This is a genomic window from Paenibacillus ginsengarvi (assembly GCF_003626695.1).
Lineage (GTDB): Bacteria > Bacillota > Bacilli > Paenibacillales > NBRC-103111 > Paenibacillus_AB > Paenibacillus_AB ginsengarvi.
On record NZ_RBAH01000006.1, the window covers coordinates 94,433 to 118,138 of the forward strand.

At 56.0% G+C, this 23,706-nt stretch carries 20 protein-coding genes and 1 pseudogene; 15 read left to right on the top strand and 6 right to left on the bottom strand.

All coding sequences use genetic code 11. The features are described 5' to 3' along the window. Positions 1–10: 10 nt before the first annotated feature. Positions 11–889, bottom strand: a complete 879-nt coding sequence (locus D7M11_RS10260; RefSeq protein WP_158606548.1) for an AraC family transcriptional regulator — start codon at positions 887–889, stop codon at positions 11–13. A gap of 240 nt (positions 890–1,129) precedes the next feature. On the opposite strand from D7M11_RS10260, the gene D7M11_RS10265 reads away from it, so the two are divergent. From D7M11_RS10265 to D7M11_RS10295, 6 genes are all read left to right on the top strand, one after another. Then, entirely contained in the window at positions 1,130–2,137 is a 1,008-nt protein-coding gene (locus tag D7M11_RS10265) for a 2-oxoacid:acceptor oxidoreductase family protein (protein ID WP_120747114.1), read from the top strand. A gap of 46 nt (positions 2,138–2,183) precedes the next feature. After that, positions 2,184–4,493 (top strand): thiamine pyrophosphate-dependent enzyme, encoded by a 2,310-nt coding sequence (locus D7M11_RS10270; protein WP_120747115.1) that lies wholly within the window; start codon positions 2,184–2,186, stop codon positions 4,491–4,493. Between the two features lie 179 nt (positions 4,494–4,672). Next, positions 4,673–4,963: a hypothetical protein gene (locus D7M11_RS10275; protein WP_120747116.1), complete on the top strand. Its 291-nt coding sequence runs from the start codon at positions 4,673–4,675 to the stop codon at positions 4,961–4,963. Between the two features lie 173 nt (positions 4,964–5,136). Continuing rightward, the gene (locus tag D7M11_RS10280) at positions 5,137–5,715 is read left to right on the top strand and encodes a TMEM175 family protein (protein ID WP_120747117.1); all 579 of its coding nucleotides are present in this window, start codon (positions 5,137–5,139) and stop codon (positions 5,713–5,715) included. Between the two features lie 261 nt (positions 5,716–5,976). Continuing rightward, positions 5,977–6,573 (top strand): YqaA family protein, encoded by a 597-nt coding sequence (locus tag D7M11_RS10285; protein WP_120747118.1) that lies wholly within the window; start codon positions 5,977–5,979, stop codon positions 6,571–6,573. A gap of 254 nt (positions 6,574–6,827) precedes the next feature. Next, entirely contained in the window at positions 6,828–7,844 is a 1,017-nt protein-coding gene (locus D7M11_RS10295; RefSeq protein WP_120747119.1) for a GDSL-type esterase/lipase family protein, read from the top strand. A 158-nt stretch (positions 7,845–8,002) separates the two neighbouring features. Here the strand turns inward: D7M11_RS10295 and D7M11_RS10300 are convergent, their stop codons facing one another. From D7M11_RS10300 to D7M11_RS10310, 3 genes are all read right to left on the bottom strand, one after another. Continuing rightward, entirely contained in the window at positions 8,003–8,497 is a 495-nt protein-coding gene (locus tag D7M11_RS10300; RefSeq protein ID WP_120747120.1) for an NUDIX hydrolase, read from the bottom strand. A gap of 32 nt (positions 8,498–8,529) precedes the next feature. Continuing rightward, positions 8,530–9,717, bottom strand: a complete 1,188-nt coding sequence (locus tag D7M11_RS10305; RefSeq protein ID WP_120747121.1) for an MFS transporter — start codon at positions 9,715–9,717, stop codon at positions 8,530–8,532. Positions 9,718–9,957: 240 nt separating this feature from the next. Beyond that, entirely contained in the window at positions 9,958–11,082 is a 1,125-nt protein-coding gene (locus D7M11_RS10310; RefSeq protein WP_120747122.1) for a helix-turn-helix domain-containing protein, read from the bottom strand. Between the two features lie 360 nt (positions 11,083–11,442). On the opposite strand from D7M11_RS10310, the pseudogene D7M11_RS38030 reads away from it, so the two are divergent. The 6 genes and pseudogenes from D7M11_RS38030 to D7M11_RS10335 form a co-directional block, all read left to right on the top strand. Further along, positions 11,443–11,574 (top strand): annotated as a pseudogene (locus tag D7M11_RS38030) (LacI family DNA-binding transcriptional regulator); the annotation flags it as partial. Between the two features lie 12 nt (positions 11,575–11,586). Then, positions 11,587–12,444, top strand: coding sequence for a substrate-binding domain-containing protein (locus tag D7M11_RS10315; protein WP_240041041.1), 858 nt, complete (start codon positions 11,587–11,589; stop codon positions 12,442–12,444). A 455-nt stretch (positions 12,445–12,899) separates the two neighbouring features. Then, positions 12,900–14,213 carry an ABC transporter substrate-binding protein gene (locus D7M11_RS10320; protein ID WP_120747124.1) on the top strand — a complete coding sequence of 438 codons (1,314 nt, stop codon included), beginning with the start codon at positions 12,900–12,902 and terminating at the stop codon, positions 14,211–14,213. Positions 14,214–14,496: 283 nt separating this feature from the next. Then, positions 14,497–15,417: an ABC transporter ATP-binding protein gene (locus D7M11_RS10325; protein ID WP_120747125.1), complete on the top strand. Its 921-nt coding sequence runs from the start codon at positions 14,497–14,499 to the stop codon at positions 15,415–15,417. Next, the gene (locus D7M11_RS10330) at positions 15,414–17,015 is read left to right on the top strand and encodes an ABC transporter permease (protein ID WP_120747126.1); all 1,602 of its coding nucleotides are present in this window, start codon (positions 15,414–15,416) and stop codon (positions 17,013–17,015) included. The genes D7M11_RS10325 and D7M11_RS10330 overlap by 4 nt, the downstream gene beginning before the upstream one ends. Positions 17,016–17,356: 341 nt before the next feature. Further along, on the top strand, positions 17,357–17,992 hold the full coding sequence (locus D7M11_RS10335; protein ID WP_158606550.1) for a TetR/AcrR family transcriptional regulator: 636 nt from the start codon (positions 17,357–17,359) through the stop codon (positions 17,990–17,992). Positions 17,993–18,007: 15 nt separating this feature from the next. Here D7M11_RS10335 and D7M11_RS10340 read toward each other — a convergent pair whose 3' ends face one another. Continuing rightward, on the bottom strand, positions 18,008–18,721 hold the full coding sequence (locus D7M11_RS10340) for a YwaF family protein (RefSeq protein WP_120747128.1): 714 nt from the start codon (positions 18,719–18,721) through the stop codon (positions 18,008–18,010). A 64-nt stretch (positions 18,722–18,785) separates the two neighbouring features. Beyond that, positions 18,786–19,232, bottom strand: a complete 447-nt coding sequence (locus tag D7M11_RS10345) for a MarR family winged helix-turn-helix transcriptional regulator (RefSeq protein ID WP_120747129.1) — start codon at positions 19,230–19,232, stop codon at positions 18,786–18,788. A gap of 199 nt (positions 19,233–19,431) precedes the next feature. On the opposite strand from D7M11_RS10345, the gene D7M11_RS10350 reads away from it, so the two are divergent. The 3 genes from D7M11_RS10350 to D7M11_RS10360 all read left to right on the top strand — a co-directional run bounded on the left by D7M11_RS10350 (position 19,432) and on the right by D7M11_RS10360 (position 23,526). Then, positions 19,432–20,943 carry a DEAD/DEAH box helicase gene (locus D7M11_RS10350; RefSeq protein ID WP_120747130.1) on the top strand — a complete coding sequence of 504 codons (1,512 nt, stop codon included), beginning with the start codon at positions 19,432–19,434 and terminating at the stop codon, positions 20,941–20,943. Between the two features lie 485 nt (positions 20,944–21,428). Next, complete coding sequence (locus D7M11_RS10355; RefSeq protein WP_120747131.1) at positions 21,429–22,841, top strand: CapA family protein; 1,413 nt, start codon at positions 21,429–21,431, stop codon at positions 22,839–22,841. A gap of 49 nt (positions 22,842–22,890) precedes the next feature. After that, complete coding sequence (locus tag D7M11_RS10360) at positions 22,891–23,526, top strand: fumarylacetoacetate hydrolase family protein (protein WP_120747132.1); 636 nt, start codon at positions 22,891–22,893, stop codon at positions 23,524–23,526. Positions 23,527–23,706 lie beyond the last annotated feature (180 nt).

Consider the following 23,706-nt stretch of genomic DNA (forward strand, 5'->3'; position numbering starts at 1 on the left):
AGGAGAGGAATCATCCTCCTCCGGGCCGCTTGCGGTAATCGTTCGGAGTCGTGCCTTTTTGTTCGCGAAATATGCGCGAGAACGTGTTGTAGGAGCCGTAGCCGGCTTCCATCGCAATATCGGACACTTTCATGTCCGTGGAGGTTAACAGGCCGCATGCATGGCGGAGCCTTACGTCGTGAAGATGGTCCAGAAACGTTCGTCCCGCCTTTTTCTTGAACAGCGAGCTGAGGTAAGCGGGGGCGATGCGGAAATGGTCCGCAACCGCCTTCAGTGTCAGCTCCTCCTTGAAATGATGCTGGATGTACCAGATTATGTCCAAATACAAGCTTTTGCCCGGGACGCCTGCTTCCGCTCCTTCTTTCTCCCTCACCTTCGCCGTCCGCTCCCGTCTCCGGTCGAAGCCGATCAAAATGTCGATCAGGATCACTTTCATTTTCAGCCGTCTCCAGCTTTCGCTTCCGTTATATTCGTTATACAGCTCGTCGAACGAACGCTTCAAGGCATCCGCCTGCTCCTTCTCGAACGTATGGTAGGAAGGAAGCGACGGATCGGAGCCGACGAGCAGCCGCTGCAGCTCCGTTTTGCCTTCCATTTCGGCGAACAGTCCGTGACTGAACCGAATATTATACAAAGTGAGCGTGTTGCCCGGTTCCGTGTACAGCTCGTGAATCTGGTACGGCTGTATAAACGACAGCGTGCCGGGCGTCATCCGGTGCGTCACGCCGTTGATCGTCTCCGTGCCTTCGCCCTGAGTGACGTACGACAGCTCCAAATAATCGTGGCGGTGCGCAGGGTATCCGCTTCCCAGCCGGTTGATCGAAAGATGCAGCGGAAAAGCGGTGTTCATATTCGGATAATGGTCGATATATTGCGGAAGGTAGGACACGTGAACTCCTCTTTCTTGCGGTCGTTTGCGGCCTATTCGGCATAACGGCGCCGAAGCGGCAAGCTTTTGAGTCATCCGTTCGTCGTCACATTCATTATAAACGTTATGACGAGTTTGCGCGAAAATTCGGAAAAAAAGATTGCTGACGGCGTAATTGCTGTTACAATGAAATTAGACAGAAAATTGACACAGATTACATCCGAGAGTCGCCGCATTCATCCCGAAAGGAGCAAAACTTCAATGGTTTCCTTGCCAAAAGTGAATGAGCTCGGTTTTTTCGAGATCCGTCTTGAGTCGATCGGCGGCCTTGGCGCCAACCTGGCCGGCAAAATGCTGGCCGAAGCAGGCGTCATGGGGGCCGCTCTGAACGGAGTCAGCTTTTCTTCGTACGGTTCGGAGAAAAAAGGCTCTGCCGTAAAAGCGCATATCCGCTTTTGTGAACCGGATACGAATATCCGCGACACGTCGCCCGTTGAGCGGCCCCACGTGGTCGGTATTTTTCACGAGTCGCTGTCCAAGACGGTCAACGTGATCAGCGGTATTTACGAGGACAGCCTGGTGCTGGTCAATTCCGTGAAATCGACGGCGGAGCTGAAGGAGAAAATGAAGCTGAAGGGCGGTACGATCGCCGTCGTTGATGCGATCGGGATTGCGCTCGAGGAACAAAACAGGGTCAATATGGCGATGCTCGGGGCGTTGTTCCGGCTATGCCCTTTCCTGGATGCGGAATTTATGAAGGGCGTCATCCGCAAGTCACTGGAGAAAAAGTATCCGCAAGCGGTCCAGCCGGCGCTCCGGACGTTTGAAAGGGGTTACAACGAGGTCGTGTTCGAGACGTTCGCGCTTCCGGAAGGCGAGACGATGCCGGCTTTTGTCCGTCAGGACACGCCTGTGCTCGGTTTTGAGACACAGCCGCTCGGGGGCGTCATTACGAATCCCGGCAACAGCATTTTGAAAGATTTGAGCATTTCCCGGGCGGGGATGATGCCGCAGTTCGACGACGAGAAATGTATACACTGCGCGGCGTGCGACAATGTGTGTCCGGACTTTTGCTTCGTCTGGGACGAACTGCCGGACAAGAAGGGCCGGCCGCAAATGTTTCTGCAGGGTATCGACTACCAGTATTGCAAGGGCTGTTTGAAATGCGTCAAAGCTTGTCCGACGGAGGCGTTGTCCGAAGAGAGGGACGACGACCAGTATGCCGGGCAGCATCGGGTGCCGCACCGGTTCGACCGGGCGGTCGTGTAATTGTAACCATTTTTCGCAAGAAGAAAAGGGTGGGTGACGAGATTACATGGCAATTGACATCAAGCGCGAAGAACAGAATACGGGTAAAGTCGAACAGCGTGTCGTATACGAATCGGGCAACGAAATGGCCGCCTACGCGGCGCATCAAATCAATTATCACATTATGGGCTATTTTCCGATATCGCCGTCGACGGAAGTGGCGCAATTTCTCGATCTGATGAAAGCGAACGGCCAGCATGACGTCGTGCTGATCCCGGCCGACGGCGAGCACGGTTCGGCGGGCGTTTGCTACGGAGCATCGGCCGCAGGCGGACGCGTATTCAACGCGACGAGCGCGAATGGATATTTGTACATGATCGAGCAGATGCCCGTCCAGTCGGGGACGCGTTTTCCGATGGTCATGAACCTGGTCTGCCGCTCCGTATCGGGGCCGCTCGATATTCACGGCGATCATTCGGATTTGTACTATGCGCTCAATACCGGCTGGCCGATCGTCATGTGCCGCGATCCGCAAGCGGTTTACGATATGAACATTATAGCGCTTAAGCTGGCGGAGGACCCGGAGGTGCGTCTGCCGGTGCTGGTTGCCTCGGACGGCTACTTTACATCCCACCAGAAGCGCCGCGTCATGACGTTTGCGCATCGCCAGGACGTGTTGAATTTCGTCGGGGCGAAGCCGCCGGGCGGCTACCCGGACGTGCTTGACCGGAACAATCCGATCACGGTCGGACCGTACATGAACGAGCCGGACTATATTAACAACTGCTACCAGCAATCGATGGCGATGTACCGGGCGGAGGATGTGTACGAGCGCATTCGCAAGGAATACGCCGAACTGACCGGGCGCGACTATCCGATACTCGATCTGTACCGGATGGAAGACGCCGAGGTCGCTGTGTTCCTGATGAACTCGGCATCGGAGATTATCAAGGACGTCGTTGACCAGCTTCGCGCCCAGGGCATCAAGGCGGGCTCGATCGCGCCGAACATGATCCGCCCGTTCCCGCAGAAGCAGATCGCCGAAGCGCTGAAGAAGGTGAAGGCCGTTACGGTCGGCGACCGGGCCGATTCGTACGGCGGGCACGGCGGCAATATGGTCAACGAGATCAAGGCGGCGCTGTTCACGCAAGGCAATCGCGACACGCTCGTCATCAGCCGTGTGTACGGTCTTGGCGGCAAAGACTTTTATGCCGAGGACGGTCATAACCTGTTCAAGTTCGCCATTGAGGCTGCCGAGAAGGGTTACGTCGAGAAGCCGTTCGACTACTACGGCCATACGCCGGGCGATCCGGCGAAAGCGCCGAAACGGGTGCTGAACCCGATGAAGTACGAGGATTTGAAAACGGGACTGATCACCGTCACGCCGGATACCGCGTCGGGCAAGCTGAACGTGCGCATTCCGCCGCTTCGCTCGCTTACGAAAAAGCCGAAACGGATCGCTCCGGGGCATGGAGCATGTCCGGGTTGCGGCATTTTCTCCGGGCTGGAGCTGTTCTTCAAGGGCATCGAGGGCGATATCGTGACGCTGTTCCATACGGGCTGCGCGATGGTCGTGACGACGGGGTACCCGTATTCCGCGCACAAGGCGACTTATATCCACAACTTGTTTCAGAATGGGGCGGCTACGCTTTCCGGTACGGTCGAAATGTTCTGGGAGCGCAAGCGCAGAGGCGAGCTTGACCATCTGAACTTGCCGGACGACTTCACGTTCGTCATGGTTACCGGCGACGGCGGGATGGACATCGGCATGGGGCCGGCGATCGGAGCCGCGCTGCGCAATCATAAAATGATCATTCTCGAATACGATAATGAGGGCTATATGAATACGGGCGCGCAGCTGTCGTACTCGACGCCGATCGGCCACCGCACTTCGACGTCCAACGTCGGCAAAAAACAGGCAGGCAAGCTGTTTCACCATAAGGATACGGCGCAAATTATGGCCGCGACGAACATCCCGTACGTGTTCACAGGCTCCGAGTCGTATCCGCAGGACCTCGTGAAAAAGGCGGCGAAGGCGCAGTGGTACGCGCAGAACGAGGGGCTCGTGTACGGTAAGATTTTGATTACATGCCCGCTCAACTGGCTGTCGGACGACAAGGAAGGCACCGATATCGTCGACGCGGCCGTTAACTCGAACTTCTTCCCGCTGTATGAAGTGGAGCGCGGCATTACGAACATTACGTACAACCCGGAAGAGAAGAACAAGTCCGTCGCCGTCGCCGAATGGCTCGGCACGATGGGCAAGACGAAACATATGACGAAGCCGGAAAACGCGGAGGCGCTCGCCGATTTCGAGCAAGAGGTGGCCCGCCGCTGGAACCGGCTGAAGGCGAAGCACGAAAATCCTTATTTGTAAGGCCGGAACTGCGTTCCGCTTAGACGGGATATAGTCGGGAAATCAGGCGATAACGGAACGGGATTCCGTTATCGCCGCTGTTTATAACGGGATGCGGAACAGGGCCAGAGGTGATACTCCGCGAGCAGCGGGCCGTCTGCAAAGGCATCCCGTCACTAAATGAAATCAAAGGTGATTGTATGCCCTATGTGCTGAAGCATGTGTCCAGCTCGGAACTGTTCGCCTGCAAGCTCATCAACCGGTACGACCTGACGTATTACGGCGTCAAGGACTGGGATGACGAGACGACCGCACAAAGCGACAAAACGCCATTTCTTGCCGCACGCGGCGAAGAGAACGCCGAGGAATGGAATGTGGTCGAGCTGGACGAAATGAAGCTGAAAATGGCGAACGTAAAGCTGAGAAACGATCCCTCGTTTCGGCTGTTTCTGAACGATGACGGTACGTATCGGGTCGAGAGACGAGAGTAGCGAGTATTCAGAACTTTATGACGGGTATTAAGTTGCAGCGATGGATCTACTCCATCGCTTATTGGTTTTTTTACGCGTGGACAATACTTCCTTACTTATGGTAGCTTGGAAAGGCAATGCAGTTTACTGGTGCCGAATAGGTTAATAACGCGAAGAGAGGAAGGGTGAACCGGTTGAAAGCGAATCGGATGGAAGCGTTCAGCGATGGCGTGCTGGCGATCATCATAACGATTATGGTGTTGGAATTTAAAGTGCCGGAAGGTCATGACTGGTCTGCACTGATTGAACTCGGCCCCAAGATTTTAAGCTACATCTTCAGTTTTGTATATGTTGGCATCTACTGGAACAACCATCATCATCTTCTGCACATGGTTCGAACGATGAACGGGCGGTTAATGTGGCTCAACCTGCTGCTTCTTTTTTGGTTATCCCTTGTGCCGTTCACGACAGCATGGATGGGGGAAAGCCATTTTGCGGCAACGCCAACGGCGCTGTACGGAATTGTTTTATTTCTCGCGGCACTCTCCTACTGGATCCTTCAAAACGCTATTGTTAACCAGCATTCCCGCGATTCCTCTTTTGTTAGGGCCATGAGCAGAGACTTGAAGGGGAAACTATCCCCCTTGCTCTATTTGTTAGCGGTTTTGAGCGCTTATGTGAGTCCTTGGATATCCGGCTTTTTTTTCGTACTGGTTGCCATGATCTGGTTCTTACCGGATAAGCGAATCGAACATGCCTTGCGAGGCCGTTAAAACTCTATAAGACGATTCGAATCCGGAAGGATGCCGAGTCGTTTTTTTGTTGTTCGGACCATTCAGCCGAGAAAGGAACCCCGGACCTCAGCCGCAATAAAAAACTGGACTCGGGTTGATGAAAAAACCGGACTTTGTCTCATGGCGACTTAAGGCCTACGAGCTTACAATAAAATAGCTGCATATGATGCCGTGAGGCCGGTCGTCCCAGCCGGTCGATGTTCTGGCGATCATAGAGGAAGCGGATAGGAGTAGGCGCGCATGATGCAGGGTTTGATCGATTTTTTGAAAGATTTTGGCGCTTGGGGTTTGTTTATTCACTCGTTCGCGGATAGCGTGTTTTTTCCGATCCCCGCTTTTTTTCTGCAAGTGTCTTTAAGTTTGTTAAATCCGTCCGATGCGTTATGGCTGGCAACCGTGGGCTACATCGCCTGTCTGCTCGGCACGCCGCTCGGCTACCTGCTCGGCAAACTGCTGGGCCGTTCCGTACTCAATCGGCTGCTGAAGCCATCGTGGGTGGACGCCGCCGAACGGATGTTTCGCAAAAACGGGGAAGCGGCCGTACTGATCGGCTCGTTTACACCGGTTCCGTTTAAAGTATTTACGATATTGTCCGGCTGTATGAATTTTCCGCTGTGGCGGCTTATGGCGTATGCCGCCGTCGGCAGGGCTGCCAAGTTTTACGTCGTCGGCGCGTTATTTTTCCTGTATGGCAGAGCCGCCGAAGGGATGGTCAAGCACGTTTCGCTGTACGTTTTCGCCATCGCGGTTCCGGTACTTCTGCTGCTTTTGTACATGAAAAGGAAGTATGCGAAAAAGAAGCAGACTGCGGCCGATGGTGCAACGACAGAAAAATAGATCAGGATGCTGGATTTGGTAGATACCGATTTTCGACCAGAGGGCGGGATTTTGTGGCTGAAGGATCGTTATTTATCCAAAAGCGCCCGGCATTGATTGATAGCTTCAGGGGCTAGTCGATGTTGACCCGATCGGATGCTGAAATAACGGACATAACCGCTGAAATACAGGGAATGTCAAACGGGGATGCGATTAGGCTATAATGTACCCGACACATCTTATTCTATTAGCGAAATGAAATCCGTAAGGGGCAGGTGATTCATCTGATTTATGAAAATGTGGAGTTATTTAATGTAGAAGAGGCGGTTGCCGTCCCGGGCCGTGCCGGCGTGCTGCTGCAGCGCATACCGGATTCGGTACTGAACGGGTTGCGCGATGCCTCACAGCGGCAATATCGGCAGGCTTCCGGTGTCGAGATTCGTTTTGTGAACGAAGGGGAACCGGCACAAATCACACTCGCAAGCTACCGCGGCAGCGTACAGGCCTATTTATATTTCGGCAATTTTGCCGCCGGCAGCTTTACGGTTACCGAGGAGCCGACTGTGATCGAGTGCGCTTTGCCGTCGCCGCATTTTTTGTTCCGGGATGACTTTCATGGCTCGGACTATCCGTTCTCTCCGAGGGTCGTCAGACTGCTGTTCAAAGGAGGCGAGGTTCACCTTTTGAAAGCGCAGGGAGAAGGGCTGAGGCCTCCGCTGCCGTCAGAGTTGCCGAAACTGCGTTATATGGCTTATGGGACCTCCATCACGCAAGGAGGCGCCACGGGGCTCAGCTATGTCAACCAAACCGCATGGAGGCTCCTCGCGGACGCCTTGAATCTGGGAGCGGCGGGAACGGCCTATTGCGAGCCGGAGTTGGCGGATTATATGGCGAAAAGGGACGATTGGAATATCGCTTCATTGTGCATTTCCGTGAATATGCTGAATCAAGGCGTATCGGCCGAGGAGTTTCAGGCTAAGGCGCGGTATATGGTTCGAACCATCGCCGAACGGAACCCCGACAAGCCGCTTGTATGCATCGGACTGTTTCCTTCCTTTCATGATCTAGGCTACAGTTGGCCCAATCGTATTCACACATCCACTGCGGATGAATACCGCAGCATCCTGAGAGACATCGCCGCCGATCCGCTGCTACAGAACACGCATTATATCGATGGGCGGGAGCTCCTGACTAGCTTCAATGGCTTATCGCACGATTTGCTGCACCCTAGCGATTATGGAGTGATCGAAATCGGCGAGCATTTGGCGAAGTTTATGAGGAAGCTTATTTAACTATTATATTTGGAAGGGTAAGACCCGGTTGGGGAGCAAAAAAAGAGACCCGCTAAGCTACGGGCCGCGGGTCTAACATCTATATATTCAAAAAGGGGGTCGACTTCTATCATACAAGCTTAACATTAACGGAAGATGAAACGAATATTACAAGTTGATTACAATATTTGGAGAGGAGCGCCGGTTTGAAGCGGCACGGCCGTGTATCCGATAATTCGCTCGTTTTCATCGAAAGTATACCGATGATCGTATAGATCGCCGCTCAGCATAGTAGGCAAAAACTGTGCAACATTGTCGGCCATGCCGCCGTTGTCCGGGTGCAAAATCCAGTCAAGCCGCTTCCAGTCGAGGATGCCTTCGTCGACCTTTACCGGGGTTTCGAAGACAAATGAGGCCGGAACGTCGGCGATAAATACATACATCCCCGATGTCGTCTTGTTTGTAATCCACGTCACCGTCCCGGCAAGCTTGGCCTGGTCAAGCACGATGCCGGTCTCTTCCCGCGTTTCCCGCACGACACATTCGAAAGGCGTCTCTCCCGGTTCGAATTTTCCCCCGATTCCGTTCCATCTGCCCATATTCGGGCGTTTCAGGCGATTAAGCAGCAGCAGCTCGTTATTCCGCCTAATAAAGCATAGCGTATATTTGTACAAACCGATCACTCCTTATGTATTCGAGCGGTTTCTCAGGCGGATAACGTTTTCCGTTCCGGACGAGCTCGTTCCCGTCTGGCCGCAATCCACATGAGCGTAAGCGCCGCTGCGACAAGCGCCGCCGGAATGTAGAAGATGGAAGGGCTATAGCCCTGCACGAGAAAAGGCAGCAAGTACCCGACCAGCGAAGCGGTTTGCGTGAGCACGACGTACAGCGAAGAACCGAAGCCGATGCGGGTATGGAACATTCGCTGCACATACCCCATCGCGACGCCGAACAGGACGGACACGTAGAACGAGTAGAGCGGCTGAACGGCAAAGAAAAAAGCGATAGACGGGCTAAATGTGTACACGACATATACGACAACCGCGAACAAAGCCGCGATTCGAATGATCCGCATGCTGCCGTATTGGGCGGCCCAATAGCCGGCCAGCGTCATGAACAGCAGCTCGAATACCGCCTGGACGCTCCACAGATACGACATCAGCTCCGGCTTGCCGAACAGCTGCACGACGACCAGCGGCAGGTACAGGCCGCGCAGGGCATCGCCGCATGACAGCAGCAGGAGGGCGACAAGCATGAGAAGCGAGAACGGTTCGCCCTGGCTAACGCCGCCCGCCGCCGTTCCTCCATGCTCCTTGTACAGAAAGAGCAGGACGAACAAACAGGCTATCCCAACAAAATTGCCGATCAGAATGCCGCGGAAGTCGGCGATCAAGTAGACGTTGGCCCCGATGAGCAGCCCGGCGAAAAATCCGATGCTGAGCGTCGAGCGCAGCCATATTTGTGCCATCTCGAAAAAGTCGGCGGCCTTTTTCATAAAATGGTTGCGCGCCATTGCGAACAATTGGCCCATAATGAGTCCCGATGGTCCAACAATCAGGATCATACCGGTCAACGTCAGCCCGTAGCCGTCCGAACCCATGTAAACGGCGAGGCCAATCATGCCGGACAGGCAGGCTGCAAGCGGAAGCGTCTTCTTGCGTTTGATCCGATCGCTGATGACACCGACCGACAACGTGACGATCATGTTGATCAACAGCGCGATCGAGAAGACGGAGGCGATCTCGACCTTACTGAGCCCGATCCCATCACGCATGTAGACCGCGTTCATCGGAGCGAGAATGCCGAGCCCGATACCGTAGCAGAACATCCCTGCAATGAGCGGCGGAGCGCCCGGAATGCGGAAAAACGATACCATGTCACGCAGCCATTTCACTTTTGGCATACCTCCAAACGATGGAAGCAGGTGCGATACGGTGAACTATTCCCCGTATCCAGCTTCCTCTCCAATCTACGTCTTTCGACTCTCGCGTGGCAAGCGTTTTTTTGGAAGGCGGCTCAAGAAATTCCCGGATAGCTTGGCCTGTCTGCCGAGCGAACAGCGTCGTTCAATGAAAAAGGCTGCCCTTCCGGGCAACCTTGATTTGTCGAGCGGATGAGGCACGCGCGGCGGCGGCTATACCGCCTTAAACGGCAGAAGAAGTCGTCCGAGCAGCTCCTGCGGCAAAAACGGTGCAAGCGAAGCCAAATGGTCGAGCTGCATCCGTCCCGTTTCAAGCGATTCGACCAGCGCTGCGAGGTCATCGCGATCGAGAAAAGGTGCCAAACCGACCAGACCTGACGGGTCGAGTTCTCCGACCAGCGTCTTTCTGACGAGCCGGGACAACGTCGCCTTCTCGAGAAAAGGAGCCAGTCCGCGAACGATGGACCAATCGATCGTCCCCTGCTCCGCCGCTTCTACCAACCGATCGAGCAATTGCTTGCCCAGAAACGGGGCGAGGGCGAGTATATGTTTCGCATCGACAGACCCGTCCAGGGCGCCCGCTACGAGACGTTCCAGGGTGGCTCTGCCGAGAAACGGGGCGAGTGAGCGCAGCGCCGTCCAATCTCCGGCGACGGACATGTTGTCGACCATCGCTTCGAGCGCGTCCTTGGACATAAATGGAGCCAGCTTGCGAAGATGGTCAAGCGTCATCGGCTGCCGCTGCGGCTGACCGGCCGTCTCCACAGTGACCGTTTCCTCTTGCGCGGCCACGGAAGCGAATGCGGCATTCCTTTCTGCGGAATCGTTCCGAGGAGTATCAGAACGCTCGTGAGCCGAAGGGTCGTATGGATCGAATTGACTTCTGATCTGCTGCTTCAATTGATGCTTGAGCTGATGCCAGTCCGCATGAAACAGCCGCTGCCCCGGCTCCGGCTGACCGGCTCCGGCTTCATTAACGAAGTCCGCGGACTGAGATGCCTCCGTACGTCCGGTAAAATCCGTCTGCTGCGGGGAGCCGGCGACCGAATCCGCGCTCCTGTCATTGTGCTGCGACAGAGTCTCGCGATCCCTAGCGCTATCGTTAGCGGGTAGCGGTGCCAGGGGTACGTTGCGCTCTCCCTTCAGCAGCTCGTCGACCGTAATGCCGAGCAGCGTGCCGAGCGAAGGTAGCAGCGCGATATCCGGCAGCGATTCGCCACGCTCCCATTTGGATACGGCTTGATGACTTACGTTCAGCAGGCCTGCCAGCTCGGCTTGCGTATAGTCCTTGTTTTTGCGCAGCTCCGAAATGAATGCTCCGATTTGTTGTACATCCATGTCACAAATTCCTCCCTAACGAATCGATTTGCAAAAGCGCGCCGTTTGCTGACCTAAACGTAACATAGGGAGCAAGCAAAAACCAATCGCCGGTTAGTTGAGTCCATCCGGGCGCGTCGCAGCGCGGTATTCAACCGTCGGTTGAGTCGCTTCGTTCGTGCAGAGTTTCTCTCATGTTTGGCATACGGACGCTATGTTTTTTTGCGCGGAGTGACTCCGAACTTGAGGGAAAGGGAAAGATTGTGCAAAATGAAGGTAGCGGAAAGGATTAAAAATATTTTTAAAGGTATACAAAAAATGGATTGATATTTGTGCACACGTTTGTTATTCTGAATTCAGATGCGGAGGGTAAACTTCAGTATGGTTACAATCAAAGATATTGCCAAAGCAGCAGGTGTTAATCACTCCACTGTTTCTCGGGCCCTCAGGGACGACTCGCGCGTTAGTGCCGCCATGCGAGAAAAAATACACACGATTGCAAAGCAAATGGATTATGTTCCGAATTTGGCGGCAAAAAAGCTGGTCAGGCAAAAAACGAACTTTGTCGGATTGATCTGGCCTTCCAAAGAAGGGTTGTTCTTTTACAACATGAACCTGCAAATACAGCGGGAAGGTGTGAAGAGGGGCTACCGGGTGATGCAGATTATGGACGATCCGACAGTGTCGCTGCAAGCGTTCCGGCAGTTTGGCGTCGATCATGTGATGTTCTGGGATGTGTTTACGATGATGCCTGCTTCATTTGCGGTAGAGCGGCAGCGGTTTCCGGGACGGGTACTGGCGATGGGCGGAATAAACAGAATCGAAGGGATGGACTGGCTGGCGGTCGACCGCAGCGGAGCGCTGCTGATGGCGGTCCGTCATTTAACGGAACTGGGCCACCGTCGTTTGGCGTATGCGGGGAACAAAAACAACAAGCTGAAAATTTACGGTTTTTTGCAAGGGATCGCCGAATGCAAGGCAGATTACACGCCGGAACATTTTATTGACTATTTCGGAAGTACGTTCGAGGACGATGTGCGGCATATCTTTCAGAAACAGGATCGGCCAACCGCCATCATCGTGGATTCTCAGCAGTGTTTGTTTCGTTTGCTGCGGGCGTTTCGGCAAATTCGCGTGCGCATTCCCGAAGATGTCTCGGTTGTCGTATACGACGATACACCGGAAATGAGCGAATTGGAAATCGCTTTTACGACAGTGGGGCCGTCCATTCAGGATTTGGCCGTCAAGGCGTGGGACATCGTAACCGCCGAGGCCGGGACGGGAGAAGAGCGTGAGCCTGTAGAGGAGGTGGTCGGAGCGACGCTGGTGTCTCGGGAATCGGCTATTCCGTTCAGACCGGAGATGGAACTGCCGGTTACATAAATGCTCGCAGGAGGGGATGTCAGCGGCGGTTGGTTCAGGCAGCGGGATGAAAAATGGTGAGCCGCGTACGGAGGCGGAGAAAGATCGGGGTCAGCCGCAGGAAACTGCTTGCGGCAGCCCTATGCGGCCGAACGCTCGACGGGGCGCGTCAGGACGGTGAGGCCGTCTTCTCCGCCGTATATGCAGAAATGATAGAGGAAGGCTGCTGTTGCTGCGAGCCAAGCGTTGATCAGTCGATTCAGAACCGATGCAGGAGAGGACTGGTTCTACCCGGTCCCGTTTAATAGGAAAATACCGGTATGGTACTGTTATTATCTTTCGACTGCAGCATATTTAAAATACGAACACAAGAAGGTCTATTTTTCACCATAATGAAAACGTTTCCAATTCAATGGCAGTGTATTCGGTATTCGGCTTGCATACGTCAATGACTAAAACAAGGGGGATTAGAAACGATGATGAAAGGATATAAAAGTGCAATGATTGCGGCAAGTGCGCTCGCTTTGATAGTAAGCGCTTGCGGAGGCGGCGGCACAGGCACGGGCCAGAGCGGCGGAGACAAAGGGGCGGCTGCTCCGGAAAAGCCGAAGGAACCGATTACGCTGCGGATGCTGCAGGATGGAGCGACGATCAGCGACGAGGAATTTGCCAATTTGATCGCCGCCCCGGTGAAGGCAAAGTTTCCGCATATTACGGTGGAAATGCTGCGGAGAACGGGAGCTAATGCCAATCTGTCTAATTTGGTGGCCAGTGGTGATTTTCCCGATTTTGTATTTGCCACCTATCCGCGCATAACCGAACATCGTGAGCTGGGGACCATACATGATTTGACTACTATGATTCAGACGCAAAAGCTGGACCTGAACCGCTTTGACGCCGCCGCCTTGGAAACCTCGCGCGTATATGGCGACGGGAAACTATATGCGATTCCGTTTTCATTAAACTTTCTGGCCTTTTTCTACAATAAAGAGCTGTTCGACCAGTTCGGCGTCTCCTATCCGAAAGAGGGGATCACCTGGGATGAGACGATTACGCTGGCGCGTTCCTTTACGCGGACAATAGGCGGCGTATCCTACAAAGGCGTCATGCTGCCCGGTATTACCGACCTAAGTACGCAGCTGGTGCTGCCGCGGGTCGATCCGGCGACCAAAAAAGCGACGATCGGCTCTGACGGCTGGCGCAAAGTGTTCGATCTGATTAAAGCCGCGAATGACATCCCGGGCAATCAAAATCCGGTATTGAATGACTTCCTGGTCGAACAGAAGCTGGCAATGCTGCCGAGCTACGATGCGAGATTTGCTGCGCTGGAACAACTATACGGAACGCCTAACGATTTCAAATGGGACATTACGCAATTTCCCAGCTTTTCCGGCTATCCGAACCGCAGCCTGGCCTCGTCGGGGCACTTTCTGATGATGTCCGAACTGACCAAGCACAAGGAGGAAGTGTTTGAGGTCATGAAGCTGCTGACGAGCGACGAGGTGCAAAATCTGATTACCGAGTCCGGGCGCTTCACTTCCCTGAAAAACGAAGCGATCCGCAACCGGTATGGCGTTAATATGAAATCGATGCAGGGCAAAAACATCAGCGTTGTATTCAAGAGCCAGTTTGCTCAGCCGTTTAAGCCCACGCCGTACGATTCCTTTGTCAACACGCAGTTAAACGAGGCGGTCAAAAAGCTGGTGGCGGGTGCCGCCGATGTCAACACGCTGATCCGGCAAGCAGAGGATACCGCCAACCGGAATATCGAGGCGGAATTGAAGAAGTAAGTATGCTGGCAAATACAATGAAATAGAATGTAACTGAATCATAACCGAGAGGAAGACGCCGTGTGGATGGCGTCTTTTTCCGTTTGGTTTGGGCTAGGCCGCCGTTCCAGCAGCCGCTCGCCGGGCATCACTGTTCATATTCGGCGTAACGTCCCGATTGTATCGAGAAATAAAACGAAATTAAGCTAAAACCGTATAATTTGACCTTAAAATTCCGTTGTGAAACTGAACGAATTATAATAAGATCGTTTAAAATCAATCTTTGGCGGTGGAGGTGCTGGACATGGCGGTTATCAAAATGAACCGGCTTACGAAGACATTTGGCAAGCAGCGGGCGCTGGACGGCGTCGACATGACTGTGAACGAAGGAGAGACGTTCGGCTTCATCGGACCAAACGGCGCGGGGAAATCGACCGCGATCCGGATCACGCTTGGCCTGCTTCGCAAAGACGGCGGAGACGTGCGGCTGTTCGGCAAAGATCCGTGGCGGGATGCCGTAGAGCTGCACCGTCGTCTGGCCTACGTGCCAGGTGATGTAAGCCTATGGCCGGGCCTCACCGGGGGAGAAACGATCGACCTCATGCTGCGTCTTAGAGGAGGGGCCGATCCGAAGCGGCGCAGCAGTCTGATCGAGAGGTTTAAGCTCGACCCAAGCAAGAAAAACCGGACGTACTCCAAGGGTAACCGCCAGAAGGTGGCGCTCATTGCGGCTTTCGCTTCCAATAGCGAGCTGTATATTCTCGATGAACCGACTTCGGGGCTCGACCCTTTGATGGAGGCGGTGTTCCGCGAATGCGTGGCGGAGGCGAAAAATAGAGGGAGCGCGGTACTCTTGTCCAGCCATATTTTGGCGGAGGTGGAAGAGCTGTGCGACCGGGTCGGCATTATTAAAGCCGGCCGCATCGTCGAATCGGGCACGTTCGCCGAGCTGCGCCACCTGAGCCGTACGTTCTTCACGGCGGAGCTTGCCGCCCCGGCGGCGGGACTGCCGGACATCGAAGGTTTGCACGATATGGAAGTAGCGGGCAGCACGATCCGTTTCTCCGTCGATCCGAATGCGCTGGACCGGACGCTTCGCGCACTCGCGGCAGCAGGCGTGCGTAGTCTGACGAGCAGGCCGCCTACGCTTGAGGAACTGTTTATGCGCCATTACGATACGCGGGAGCCTGGAACAGATTCCCGTAACGGGAGGGATGGCCGATGAGAGAGCTGACGGGAGGCGGCGCGCTGATCCGATTCATTTTGCGGCGGGAAAAGGTAGCGCTGCCGCTCTGGATACTGCTGCTCGTCGTTATGGTGCTGGGCACTCCTTTTAATTACGCGCATCTGTTGTCGACGGACGAGATGATCCGCGGCATTGCGGAGGAAATCGGCAAAAACGAGATGCTCTCCGCGTTCGCGGGCCGATTGAACGAAGTGAGCCTGGCCGGACTATCCGTTTGGAAAATCGGAGACACCTGCTACACGCTAATCGGCCTTATGAGCATCTTGACCGTCACCCGCCATACGAGGGCCGAGGAAGAGTCCGGCCGGCGGGAGCTGCTCGGCGCCTGCGCTATCGGCCGGCTTGCTTCGCTGACAGCGAGTCTTGTCGTCGCTTGCGGAGCGAGCGTGCTGGCCGGCGCCTTGGCCGCGCTCGGATGGATCGTCTACGGCTTCGAGCCGGCCGGGTCGATCGCCTTCGGCATCGCACTCGCCGTGCCGGGCTGCTTCTACGCGGCGCTGGCCGCCTTGACGGCGCAGCTTACGATTAGCGCCCGCAGGGCGAATATGCTCGCTTTGACGGGGCTCGTCGCCGGTTATGTGCTGCGGTTTGCCGGAGACGCTTCCGGCTATCTATGGATGAAGTGGGTGTCGGTACAGGGCCTCAGCCATCTGGTCGCCCCGTTCGGCAGCGAACGGTGGCTCGTCCCGCTGCTGCCGCTCGCCGCCGCTATCGTCCTTGCGACGGTCGCCTGCCGGCTTGCCGCGAGCCGCGACCTCGGCTCCGGGCTGATCCAGCCGAAGCCCGGACCGTCAGCGGCTCCCCGCCTTGGCAAGCTCGCTTTGGCATGGCGGATGCAGCGGGGGCTTCTCGCCGGCTGGACGATCGGCTTCTCGCTGACGGGTGTATTGCTCGGAGGCATCATCGGCGGCTTGTCCGACTCCGGCAATATGCGGGATTGGGGCACGAAGCTGCTGGAGCAGTATATGGGCGGCGCCGGAGCGACGTTCGAGGATATCTTTTTGTCGGTGATCGTCCAGAGCTTGTCCTACTCGGCGATGCTGTACCCGATGTTTGCCGTGCTGCGTCTGCGCGACGAGGAAGCGGAGGGGCGGGCGGAAGCGCTGCTTGCGGCTCCCTTCGGCCGGCTGCAATGGGCGATGAGCCATCTTGTTTTCGCTTTTGCCGGGACAGCTGTTATTATGACGGCCGCAGGCGCTGCGATCGGACTTGCGTACGGGCTGAATGCGGGCGGTTTGTCCGAGCTGCTTCCCCGGCTGCTCGCCGCATCGTGGGTGGAGCTTCCCGCCATATGGATCATGGGCGGTATTGCCGTGCTTGTCGTCGGGATCGTACCGCGTATGGCGGCGGCGGTATGCTGGGCGGCTTTCCTGTTTTTTAATTTGTTCGGCGAAGTGCTCGGTCCGATTTTCGGTCTAGATCAATCCACAGCCGATAAGCTCGTGCCGTTTCATCATGTGCCGAAGCTGCTCACCGGCGGGGCATTCGCTTTATCTCCGGTGCTGCTGCTCGCGGCCGTTTGCGCTTTGCTGGTCGTCTGCGGACTCGCTGGTTTGCGCCGCCGCGATATCGGCTGACTCAACTATCCCGCACGCTCGTATGCAGTGACCGTGTGCAGCCCGTAGGGCAATCGCTATTCAGGGGAGTGAAGGAGCGGAGTGAAACAAATGCAAACTGGAACAGCAAAGCAGCGGTCGCCTTTACAATCGGATTCCAACCTTAGCCTATTCTATCAAGGAATCGGATTGTAAGAGTGAGTGAAAGATCAATTGTTTCCGCAGCGGCCGTATGCCCGCCCTCAAAAACCTAAATAGCGATTGCCTGGGCGTGGCCCTTCCTTCAAGCTTCCGCCTCATTTTCCTGCTATAATGAACGATAGCGGTAGATGCAGAGCGGCATAGAAACGGAGGGGAACCCGATGCCGATTGACGGCGTGACGAAAAAATCGAAAAAACGGGAGCAAATCGTGCAAGCAGCCGAACAGCTGTTCAAAGAGCGCGGGCTCCGTACGGTTACGGTGGAACAGATCGTGCGCGGGGCGCGTGTGAGCAAGGCGACCTTTTACCACCATTTTTCCGATAAGCAGCATATTGTGGAGCAGGTGATCGACCATATCGCCGATTCGGTCCTGCAATCGATGGAGCAAATTGTGGAGAAAGGGAAGCGCGGCCGTCTGACGCAGGAGGATGTGTTAAGCTTGTTCGACATGAACAGATACGATCACATTCTCCAGTCCGGCTTCGGCCTCGAACTGCTCCAGGACTATCCGGAAGTTACGCGTAGTCTCGATGAGCGCTGGTCGGGACGAATCATTCCCGTCTTTCACGAATTGATCCGAATGGCGAAAATTGACGGCATCATCCGTCTCGATATCGATCCGGACATCTTGATCGTTTACACCGTGTACATGAAACGGGCGATTCGGGAGCATCCGCATTTGCCGGGCCAGATGGGGCTGAAGGAGTTTTCGGAAAAGTTTTTTGACCTGTACTTGAACGGGGTCATGGAGAAGCGCTGCCGTTCGGACGGAGAGACGGGGCGGGAAACGGAGTGAACGAGAGCAGCCGGGTTAGCCGACTGCTCTTCGCTTATAAAACGGCAAGTACAGCAGCAGGAACACGACAAGCGCCACCGCTTCCATCGAAAGCAAATACCACGGATAAGGGCCGAGAAGATCGAGCGGCGAAGCCGTTTCCGGCTTGCGGGCCACGAACATATAGTTGCCGCCGGTTATGGAGTTGACGATGAATACTAAGACGAGCATTGCGTTCAGGAAGCCGAGCGTAACGAAAACCGATCGCAGCGTCGGCCGGAATCGTTCCACCCACACCATGTAAAGCACGGCCAAAATGATCGCGATATGCGCCGCGAAAAATTCGAAAAACACGAAGTGGGGGAAGCCGTAATACAGCACAGGTGTAAGCAGCGCCTGGACCGCCCCGCCGATCCCGGTGAAATAGGCGATCCGAAACAATCGTTCGCTGCGCAGCAGCAGCATGAAGATGCACAAATAAAGAGAAATGCTGCACAGCTCGAGCGGCAACGAGTCGGCCGGATCGTAAACCCCCTCGGCTACGTACCAAACATTGAGCGATAGCTCCGATGCGGCGAGCGCGGCGATCAGAACGTAACGGACGTAGCGCCTTCCGGACGTATCGCGCAAATAGCCGCGAAATACATACAAAAGAACGGTTAACAGGGCGAAGATCGATAATACGATGAGGTGCTGAGGTGAAAAGGCGATAAAGGTGCCCGGAGCGGTCGGGTCGAAAAAACGTTCCATCGTTATTCCCCTTCTCTTACCACGCTTTATTCGCGCTTAAACGGGCAGCCCGCGCGGCCTATCGTTACTCCTTGAAGCTGCTTTGCGCGCTTCTGCCCAGTTTTTTGAGCAGCCGGACCGCCGTTTCTTTCTCCTCCTGATCGAGTCCTCGAAGCGCTTCCTCGATTACGGCGGTATGCTCCGCAAACACGTCTTCGATAAATTTGACGCCCTTCGGCGTTATTTCCGCATACCAGACTCGCCGGTCGTTCGGGTCGCCTACGCGCACGACGAGCTCTTTTTTCTCCAGCTTATCGACGACATACGTGATGTTGCCGCTCGTCATTAATATTTTATCGCCGATTTGCTGCAGCGGCTGACGTCCTTTATGATATAATAGCTCGAGTACGCCGAACTCGGTCCGGTTTAATCCGAGCTTGCGAATATGACGGTCGGCGTGGGCGTTCACCCATTGACTCGCTCTGGTCAGCACGATGAACAGATGCAGCGATTCGTTTTTCGTTTCTTGCATTCAGGCTCACTCCATTTTACATATCTTAAAATTAAGATAAATCATATCGGTGACGATGTCAAGCCTTTTGTTGAAGCGTCCTGCTCCGATTGGACGGCGTCTGCCCTTTCCTCTATACTAGTACCATCATTCCCAAAACGATGCGGTTAATGCGGCCGCAAGCTTCGATTCGAAGCTTATCTGAAACGAGGATCAAACGATGAGTTCAACTTTTACTGCGCTCGGCGTCCCGGACCGGTTGAGCGAACATTTGCGCCTGTCCGGCATAGCCGTGCCGACTCCGGTTCAAGAGCGCACGATTCCGCTTGCTCTGGAAGGACGGGATGTAATCGTCCAGGCCCAGACGGGCACGGGCAAAACGCTGGCGTTTTTACTGCCGCTGCTGGGCGGAAGGTATCCGCGAACCGGATCTGTCCGTGCTCTTGTGCTGACGCCTACTCGCGAGCTGGCGATTCAGATCGCTTCCGAAGCCCATAAGCTGGCGGAGGTGACAGGGGCGACGGTGATGTCCGTGTATGGCGGACAAGATGTGATCGCCCAAGCGCACAAGCTGGGAACGGCGCCCGATCTCGTCATCGCCACGCCGGGCCGGCTGCTCGATCATATGAGGCGGGGGACGATCGATTTGTCGCAGCTGTCGGCGCTTGTGCTGGATGAAGCCGACCAAATGCTGCATATGGGCTTTCTCCCCGAAGTCGAGGAAGTGATCCGGCATACGCCGGACGAGCGGCAAACGATGCTGTTTTCCGCCACCTTTCCGGAGTCGGTCCGCGTTTTGTCGGAAAGTTATATGCGAAGGACGGAGGATATCCGCGTCCAGGGCAGGCGGATTACGCTCGACGATATTCTCCAGCTCGTTGTCGAAACGACGGATCGGCAGAGAAAGGACGCCCTGCTGAAGCGGATCTCCCGCGACCGGCCGTATCTTGCCGTCATTTTTTGCCGGACGAAAATACGCGCCAAAAAGCTGGCTGCTTCGCTCGCCGCCGAAGGCTTAAACGTCGACGAGTTGCACGGCGATTTGACGCAGGCACAGCGGGAAGCGGTCATGGTCCGGTTCCGCGCCGCCCAAATCCGGCTGCTCGTGGCGACCGACGTCGCCGCACGAGGGCTCGACGTCGAAGGCGTGACGCATGTGTACAATTACGACGTCCCGCAAGATCCGGAAAGTTACATTCACCGGATCGGACGAACGGGCCGGGCGGGCCAGCGCGGGACGGCCGTCACGTTTGCAGCCGCCAAGGATGAAGCGGACGTGCGTGAAATCGAGCGGGCGATCGGAGCGTCGCTGAAGCGGATCGCGATGCCGAAGGAGCGGGAGGACGGCGGCGAGCCGCCCGTGAAGCGGGAGCCGGCGGCGGGAAGCGGCCGGAGCGAACGGCCGGGCCAGCGCTGGCAGGGCCGGAGCGCCGCCGAACGCTCCCCCGTGGAGACGCTGGCGCGCAAAGGGACCGCTTACCGGCAGGAAAGCGGTCCGTCGCGGCGGAGCGGGGAGCGGGAGGCGGCATCCGGCAAGCGGAGCGGCCCGGCCGGACGCGATGGAGGCGGCGTTTACCGCGGCGGCGGAGCGGGCCGAGGGCCGGCCAAGCCGGCGGCGGGCCGCAAAGGGGACGGCGGCCGGGGCGCAAGCCCGGGCCTTGGCCGGAGCCGAAGCGATGCGCCCAAGCCCGCGGGCCGAGGCTCGCGACCGCGCCGTCCGGGCGGCAAGTAAGCCGGCAGGCCGCACTGCGGCGCCCTTTTCTAACATCCGGTCGCGATTAGCGGCCGGATGTTTTGATTGAAGCTCAGTGGAGCTGGGCCGAGGGCAGGGAAGCGGAAGAGAAAGTTCCGCTATATCCGGCGAAACGCCGCTGGCCCGGGCGATAAAGGAAGCAAAAGTTCCGTTAAAGCCGCCGGTAGTTCGAGTGCAGCCGGGTCTATGGAGCAATAAAGGAAGTGCAGCTTCCTCTATGCAAGCTGAGCAGGGGCGAGAAGCGGCAATAACGGAACTGACGGTTCCGCTGAGACAGCGATAACGGAAGCAGAAGTTCCGCTATAGCTGCGGAACGCCGTTGTCTGGGCGGCATACTTTTGGGGAAGCCCCCTCATTGAAGCCTAAGCTCCACTTTGTGGGGCTATTTGTAGTACGGAGGGCTGAGCCGCAGCTCCTTATTTTCTGCTATAATAGATTCATAGAAAAGCAGTAAAGGAGTCGAAATGGAGCATTCATCGCGAAAGGAAAGTTACTCTCGCAAGCGCAACCGGTCCAAACAAAAGCAGAAACGCCGCCTGGCCGCCTCGGTGCTTGCGATCGCGTTTTTCACGCTAGTGTTCGTGTTATGGCTTACGTATAACGGGACGGGAAAAGATGGCGCTGCGCCTGCGGACGTTGGCCCGAAGCAAACAGCGGGGCAAGGCGGCGGAGAGAGCGGCGGCAAAAGCGATCCACAGGGCGGTTCACCCGGAACCGAGGACAAGCCCGGAGCCGGAGAAGCCCAGAGCCCCGGCGGGACGTCCGGCAGCGGGACGTCAAACCCGGCCGGAGCTGGCGGCAGCGAACCAGGAACGTCAGGCGCCGGCAAGCCGGCCGGCACGGAGCAGGGCAGCTCGACCGGCAGCTCCGGGAACGGCGGAACGACGCCCCCGGCCGACGAATCGGCAAGCAAGAGCGGGACGGACGATCCGAACCAGGTCCAGCTTACGTTTGTCGGAGATGTCATCTTCGCCGACAATGTCGCTACGGCGCTGAAAGCGAACGGCTTCGATTATCCATATCGGCAAGTTCGCTCCTATCTGGAAAACGCCGATCTGACGATCGCCAATCTGGAGACGCCGATTACCGAGCGGGGAACGAAGCAGATTAAGGATTATGCGTACCGCTCATCGCCGCAGGCGCTGCCCGCCTTCAAAGAAGCGGGAATCGATCTCGTCAACCTCGCGAACAACCATATCCTCGACTACGGAACGGTCGGACTTCTCGATACGTTCGATCATCTGGACAAAAACGGCATTCGCTGGTTCGGAGCGGGGCATAACGCGTCTGAAGCGTTCAAGCCTGTTATTGTCGAGAAAAAAGGGATCAAGATCGCCTTTCTCGGACTCAGCAAGGTGGTGCCTACTCAGGAATGGAAAGCGGGGACGGATCGCCCGGGCGTGGCCGATACGTATGCGCTCAAAGTGCCGCTCGAGGCGATTCGGAATGCGAAGAAAGAGGCCGACCTCGTCGTTGTCGTCGCGCATTGGGGAATCGAGCAGCAGGACCAGCCCGAGAAATACCAGCGCGAATTCGCCCGTGAATATATTGATGCCGGGGCCGATCTGATCGTAGGAGGCCATCCGCATGTGCTGCAAGGCTTCGAACAATATAAAGGCAAATGGATTGCATACAGTTTGGGGAACTTTATATTTACGATGAACGAAAATCCGGTTACGTGGGAAACGGTCATTTTACAGGCGTCCTGCTCCAAGGACGGTGGCTGCGCGCTCAAAACGGTTCCGGTGCTGAGCAAGCTTGCCAATCCCGAGCCGATGCCGGAAGATGCGGCCGCGAAGCTGTTCAAGCGGCTGACCGGCATCTCGTTTCAGGCCGAGATCGGTCCGGACGGAACGGTGAAGGCAAAGCAGCGCTGATCCGCAGAGCAAGCGGCACCACATAAACGTAAACGAGGGGAAGATCAACATGGGAAGCTTTGACTCGATTCGCAACATATACTGCGTAGGACGCAATTACGGGCTGCATGCTGCCGAGCTCGGCAACGCCGTACCGGAGCAGCCGATGCTGTTCACAAAACCGATCTACTCGCTCGTCCAACTGGACGGCTCCGTTATCGAGGTGCCTGGATCACAGGGGGAGGTGCATTACGAGACCGAGGTCGTGATCCGGATCGGTCAAACGTACGAGCCGGGCAAAAGCGCCGACGACTTGATCGACGGCGTCGCTCTGGGACTCGACCTTACGCTCCGCGACGTGCAGAGCGAGCTGAAGAAAAAAGGGTATCCGTGGCTCGCGGCCAAAGGGTTCCGCCGTTCTGCCCCGATTACCGCCTTCCGGCCGTTCCCCGGCACGGAGGCGCTGGGACGCGAAAGCTTCGGCTTGTTGAAAAACGGAGCCGTCGCCCAGCAAGGAAATAGTAACGAGATGATATTCAGCATCCAAACGATTATCGACTATTGCGCCGAGCACTACGGCATCGGTCCCGGGGATTTGATCTTTACGGGAACGCCGGCGGGTGTAGGGCCGATTCGGGACGGCGACAAGTTTGAGCTGCAATTCGGCGGCGAAACTTGGGGCGAAGCGGTGATCCGGCTCGTGTAACACGGTCCGGGGTCGGCCGTCTAAAGTTTCCAAGTAAGACAGAGCGGTTCGCATGAGGGGTGTCATGCGGCCGCTTTCGCTTTTTCCGTGCAGCGATTTAAATTGGACGTTTACGCCTGGTGCCTGTATAATGAATACAGCTTAAGTACAGGCAAGAATGAACACAACAACATTGTAATC